Source organism: Coleofasciculus sp. E1-EBD-02, from assembly GCF_040218245.1.
Classification (GTDB): domain Bacteria; phylum Cyanobacteriota; class Cyanobacteriia; order Cyanobacteriales; family Coleofasciculaceae; genus Coleofasciculus.
Genome location: NZ_JAVJQN010000116.1, coordinates 84366 through 90365 on the forward strand (window position 1 = coordinate 84366; position 6000 = coordinate 90365).

Annotated in this window: 5 protein-coding genes; 3 read left to right on the forward strand and 2 right to left on the reverse strand. The window is 46.8% G+C overall.

What is annotated here, in order from left to right; translation table 11 throughout:
* Positions 1-31: 31 nt before the first annotated feature.
* The 3 genes from RIC07_RS19235 to RIC07_RS19245 all read left to right on the forward strand — a co-directional run bounded on the left by RIC07_RS19235 (position 32) and on the right by RIC07_RS19245 (position 4942).
* Positions 32-3109 (forward strand): protein kinase domain-containing protein, encoded by a 3078-nt coding sequence (locus RIC07_RS19235; protein ID WP_446395924.1) that lies wholly within the window; start codon positions 32-34, stop codon positions 3107-3109.
* Between the two features lie 1242 nt (positions 3110-4351).
* Entirely contained in the window at positions 4352-4483 is a 132-nt protein-coding gene (locus tag RIC07_RS19240; protein WP_446395925.1) for a hypothetical protein, read from the forward strand.
* 21 nt (positions 4484-4504) lie between these two features.
* Positions 4505-4942, forward strand: coding sequence for a hypothetical protein (locus RIC07_RS19245; RefSeq protein ID WP_446395926.1), 438 nt, complete (start codon positions 4505-4507; stop codon positions 4940-4942).
* Positions 4943-5038: 96 nt separating this feature from the next.
* On the opposite strand, the gene msrA is transcribed toward RIC07_RS19245, so the two are convergent.
* Together msrA and RIC07_RS19255 are read right to left on the reverse strand one after the other, a co-directional pair.
* Positions 5039-5701, reverse strand: a complete 663-nt coding sequence (gene msrA, locus RIC07_RS19250; protein ID WP_446395927.1) for a peptide-methionine (S)-S-oxide reductase MsrA — start codon at positions 5699-5701, stop codon at positions 5039-5041.
* A gap of 51 nt (positions 5702-5752) precedes the next feature.
* The coding region (locus RIC07_RS19255; protein ID WP_446395928.1) for a hypothetical protein at positions 5753-6000 on the reverse strand (248 nt) is incomplete at its 5' end.

The window sequence follows — 6000 nt, forward strand, 5'->3', positions numbered from 1 at the left end:
CAAGGACTTAGAGAACTGGGAACTGGATGCCATGACCACCGCTAACCCTGAAAACAGCACTGCCTCTCATCCCGATCAGTGCTATTGCTTGAACCCCGATTGTCAGCATCCAGAGAATCCGCGAGATGCCGTCAGTTGTCACAGTTGCGGTTCAGAGTTACTATTATCCGATCGCTATCGGGCAATTCATCCCTTGGGACAAGGTGGCTTTGGCAGAACCTTTCGCGGCGTGGATGAATCCAATCCCAATCACCCCGATTGCGCGATTAAGCAGTTTTTCCCCCAACACTCAAGCACCACGAATCAGGAAAAAGCTGCCGAACTATTTGAACAAGAAGCCCAACGCTTAAAAACTCTGGGACATCATTCCCAAATTCCCCAATTATTAGATTATTTCAGCCAAGACAAGCGTCAGTATTTAGTTCAAGAATTTATCCACGGACAAAACCTAGCCGCTGAACTCGCAAGCGTTGGACCTTTCAGTGAATTAAAAATCCGCCTGCTGTTGCGCGATTTATTACCTGTTCTCCAGTTTATCCATAGTCATCAGGTCATTCACCGGGATATTAAACCGGAAAATATTATTCGTCGTCCCGGTTATGGGAATCTGGTGTTAGTGGATTTTGGTGCGGCTAAGTTTGCCACAGAAACCATTCTGGAACGCACTGGAACGGTGATTGGTTCAGCCGCCTATACCGCGCCGGAACAGGTGCGCGGAAAAGCGGTTTTTGCCAGTGATTTATACAGTTTAGGGGTTACCTGTATTCACCTGCTGACGCAAATACCGCCCTTTGATTTATTTGATAGTCATGAAGATGCTTGGGTATGGCAGGATTATTTAAGCGCGAACAGGTCAATCAGTAAACCCTTAGCAAAGATTCTGAATACCCTGCTGCAAAGTGCGACTAAACGACGCTATCAGTCGGCGGAGGCGGTATTAAAGGATTTAAACCCTTCTCGGCGTGGAAGCAAGGGAACACAATGGTTGGTGGCGAGTACGGTATTGATTATGGGATTTGCCGGAATGCGGTATCTAGTATCACCTGTAACCCAGCAGGTTTCTCGCCGTAACCCGGTTGTCACGAATCCAATTCAGGAGAAGTCACCGACATCATCACCGAGTCAAACGGGGGGACTTTTCGCCACAGTTAATGGACAACAGCAGGTATTTCCTTTAGAACATACCCAAGTCGCCACAAAAATTACTGGGAATGTGTCGCGGGTGGAAGTTACCCAAACGTTTACTAATCCTTTTGATCATCCCTTAGAAGCTATCTATAAATTCCCCCTCCCCGATGAAGCGGCGGTGGATGATATGGAAATTAAATTGGATGATCGGATTATTCGTGGCGTGATTAAGAAACGCCAGGAAGCCAAGCAAATTTATGAGAAAGCGAAAAAAGCGGGGAAAACGGCGGGGTTATTAGAACAAGAACGGGCGAATGTGTTTACTCAGTCGCTGGCGAATATTAAACCGGGGGAAAGTATTCAGGTAACGATTCGCTATACCGATAGCCTGAAATTTGAGGGCGGGGATTATGAGTTTGCGTTTCCGATGGTAGTAGCGCCGCGATATACGGCTGGGAATAGTGTTGGTAGCGCTAAAGCGCCGACTACAAACCAAGCGCCGACTACAAACCAAGCGCTGACTACAAACGTGGCTTATGCAGCGGAGGTTAATCCCCCGATCGCACCGCCAGGACGATCCGGTCATGATATTGATGTGACCGTCGAAATTGATGCTGGTGTACCTATCAGTAATGTGCGATCGCCCTCTCATCCGGTTACGACACAACAGACGAGTTCGACGGTACGGGTAGAACTGGCAGATCAAGAGACGATTCCGAATAAGGATTTAATTTTACGCTATCAAGTGGCGGGTGCGGCGACTCAAGCCACTGTCTTAACCCAAGCTGATGAACGAGGGCGTCATTTCGCCACCTATTTAATCCCGGCGATTGAGTATCAACAGAATGAAATTGTCCCCAAGGATGTGGTGTTTCTGGTGGATACCTCTGGATCACAATCCGGTTCCCCTATCGCCCAATCCAAGGAATTGATGCGCCAGTTTATTCAGGGACTTAATCCCCAGGATACATTTACAATTATTGATTTTGCCAATAGTACGACTCAGTTATCGGATAAACCGTTAGCGAATACACCCCAGAACCGGAAGTTAGCCCTTAACTATATTAATCGCCTCGATGCCAATGGCGGAACCGAGTTAATGAATGGGATTGACACGGTGTTGAATTTCCCGGCTGCACCTGCAGGACGGTTGCGGAGTGTTGTATTATTAACCGATGGATTAATTGGCGATGATGAACAGATTATCGCTGAAATTCGCGATCGCCTCAAGCCAGGAAATCGCTTGTATAGTTTTGGCGTGGGATCTTCAACGAATCGCTTTTTAATTGAACGGTTAGCGGAATTGGGGCGCGGAACAGCTGAAGTGGTTCCCCCGAATGAATCGGCGGAAGTTGCCGCCCAGGAGTTTTTCCAAGAGATTAATAATCCCGTCTTAACGAATATCCAAGTCAGTTGGGAAGGGACAGGAAACGCACCGGAATTCTATCCCCAAAAGGTACGGGATTTATTTGCCAACCAGCCCTTAGTTGTATTTGGACGTAAAGGCGATCGCACGAATGGCAAACTTAAGATTAGCGGCACTGTGGCGGGGGGTCAACCCTACCAAACCACGCTAGAGGTTAACTTTGACCAAGTGAGGGGTAACGGTGCGATCGCGCAACTGTGGGGACGGGCGCGGATTAAGGCGTTAATGAATCAAATGTATGGTCGTGAAACCCCAGAGGTAGTTGAAGCGGTGACGGATACAGCACTCAATTATCGCTTGATGTCCAAATATACGTCATTTGTAGCGGTTACCGAAGAAATCCGAGTCGATAGCAAGGATGGTAAAAAAGTCAATGTACCCGTTGAGACACCTGAAGGAATGGATAATCAAGGAACAGATACACCATCGAGTGGAAACACCGCTAGTGTACCGGAACCGGATCAGATTATCGGGAATCTGTTTACCCTGCTGTTATTGATAGTTGTCTTTGGCACAAAGCCGTTGAGGGCGCTAATCATCAAAATCCGTTCGTAGGGGCGCACAGACGTGCGCCCATGCCCAGACGTGCGCCCGAAAATTCCCCAGGGGAATCCCAATAATTTGAATTAGGGCGTTGTTTTGTCAATTTCATCAGGGCGGGTTTCGTTGATAAGTTATCGGTTTCCCCATCAATTGAGTCCCTAAACCCGCCCCTACAAGTGGAGGACAATCGGGAATATTCTGTTGTCGAATTCGCCATTGTTGGCAATCTGTACCAGTTCATGCATTTCCCTTTTTCGATACGCTGCATGAATTCCTTGATCAGCCTCTCACCAACCGCCTTGGGTTTTAACCGAGAGGGTGAGGGGGTGAGGGGGAGATGAGGGAAACAGTACTGCTTTTCGTCTCGCTATAAGTGCAAGTTTTTCACCCATCCAGGAGGTATGGATTGCACTCCCCTCTAACTCTTGATAAATAAGGGTTTCCGGGTTGTGCAGCAAGCCCTAGATAAAGAAAACTTTTACCATTGACGTTTACGTTTTAATATTCTAAAGCAAAGCGGATTTAGGGCTGCCCGAAAATGTCGCGGGTAAATCCTGATTTGATCGGGGTTTGAGAATGTAGTATGATGTTCTGTTAATCCTGTATTGGGTTTATTTTAGTGCCAATTTTCAACAGTAAACGCTTCAACGCCTTATAATGGGTTATTTTTTTCGTTCTCGTGTCGGCAAACCTCAAATACTACAACTATATTGCACAACCCAATTGCCTAGACTCATTTCGAGGCAGATTTGACAAAAATACCGTTTAATGAATATCATCCTTGATCCCAAACAAACGACTCGTGGAATAGGGATGTATAGCGCTACGCGCCAGGGAATAGGCAATAGGCAATAGGCTTTCTTTGAAGACAAACGCTTACCTTACAAGGAATTGAGCGATTTGAATTTTTCTTTTATGTCCTAACTAGAGTGCGTAGTGCTATAACTATCCACCGATTATTGGTTAGATTTCAGGGGATTGAGTTGAGTCATGATTCAGCAACCGGGAACTCAAGCGGCTTCGATGCAAATACCCATAAGTTAACACAGAAAAAAATAAATCATGCTTTTCCTTTGTGGCGAAAGTATCAAACTGTAAAGCTACTATTTTCACTCATCCCATCAATGGTGTAATCTAGTAGCGGCACCATGATACTTTCCATGAGATCCAGCGCTCTCTCACGCTGGCTTTTCTGAGATGGCGTGCCAATTTTTTGTCAATAATCGCTAAAATAAATGGCGGTTATCACCAAATATGTCCCAAAAGCCCAGCGATCTCTCCTGTTGGTTTCTTAAAGTTCGCCAGGATGGAATTAGCCTGAAGGTGAAGCGTTCCATCGGTGAAGTCGCCGAATTGGGGAAGCGCGATCGCTATCATGGCAGATGAAGCGATGTATCCAATAATTTCATGTCCGGCAAATCAAAGCTTAACAATCGCCGCCTGAATCATCCTCAAACCATGCCAGAAAACCGTTTGACGGCATCTCAAGCAATTAGCCACGATGGGATTGAAGTTCGGATTTATCCAGTCGAGCAAGGATATCGAGTTGTGGTATCGAGTATTCTGAATGAATACTGGCATCCTGGTATTTTTCCCAGTGTTAAGGAACTGTGGGACTGGGTACAACCCCAGCTTGAAGCCTTGGCTGAGGATGGTTTACCCTTAGCCGGGGAGTGGATGATGCTAGACAGTGATTTTGATGGGAATGGTATGTATCGCGATTGGTTTATTAACCAAGCTGCCCGACATTGGGAAGGGTATGATCCCTTGACAAATCGCTGCTACACCGCCTCAACCCGAATCGCACTGACACGCAAGATTGACCAGATGCAAGCCAAACGATAGGCTCCAAGGGCAAAACCAAAGCTATTCGAGTTCCCTCCCCTTGATAAGGGGAGGGTTAGGGAGGGGTCAAATCAAGGTAACTTGGGATTTATAACACTACAGAGCCACTGGCGTCGGACAAGTCACATTAGTTCCTCCTAGCCCACAATACCCATTGGGATTCTTGGCTAAGTATTGCTGGTGATAGCCTTCTGCATAGTAAAACTCTGGAGCATCAACAATTTCTGTGGTGATTTCTCCATGACCCGCCTCGCTCAACGCTTTTTGATAGGCGTCTCGTGAAGCTTCTGCGAGTTTCTTTTGACTATCGGAATAGGTATAAATTCCCGAACGATATTGAGTACCCGTGTCATTTCCTTGGCGCATCCCTTGGGTGGGATTATGACTCTCCCAGAAAACTTTCAGCAATTGCTGATAACTGATCACCTTGGGGTCAAATACGACGCGCACGACTTCATTGTGACCGGTCATCCCGGTACAGACTTCTTGATAGGTGGGGTTAGGCGTTATTCCGCCTGCATACCCCACAGCCGTGACAAACACTCCCTCTTGTTGCCAAAATCTGCGTTCAGCCCCCCAGAAACAGCCCATGCCAAACATTGCCATTTCCATACCATCGGGGTAAGGAGGTTTGAGAGGATTGCCGTTGACATAGTGGTTGGCGGGAACGGACATGGGTTCTTCCCGCCCCGGTAAAGCCTCTTCGGGTTTAGGTAAGTTGAGCTTTTTGCCAAATCCGCCAAATCCAAATAACACCATAAAATTACGACTCCGATTTTGCTGCTATATCTTTACTTTACTTAATATTCGTCATTTGTTAGGGAACGGGGAACGGGGAACAGGGAACAGGGAACAGGCAATAGGCAATAGGCAATAGGCAATAGGCAATAGGCAATAGGCAATAGGCAATAGGCAATAGGCAATAGGCAATAGGCAATAGGCAATAGGCAATAGGCAATAGGCAATAGGCAATAGGCAATAGGTAAGGTAGAGTTTTGAGTTAACTTCCTCATCTCCCCCAGCTTCCCCATCTCCCCCATCTCTCCGATTGTAAAGAT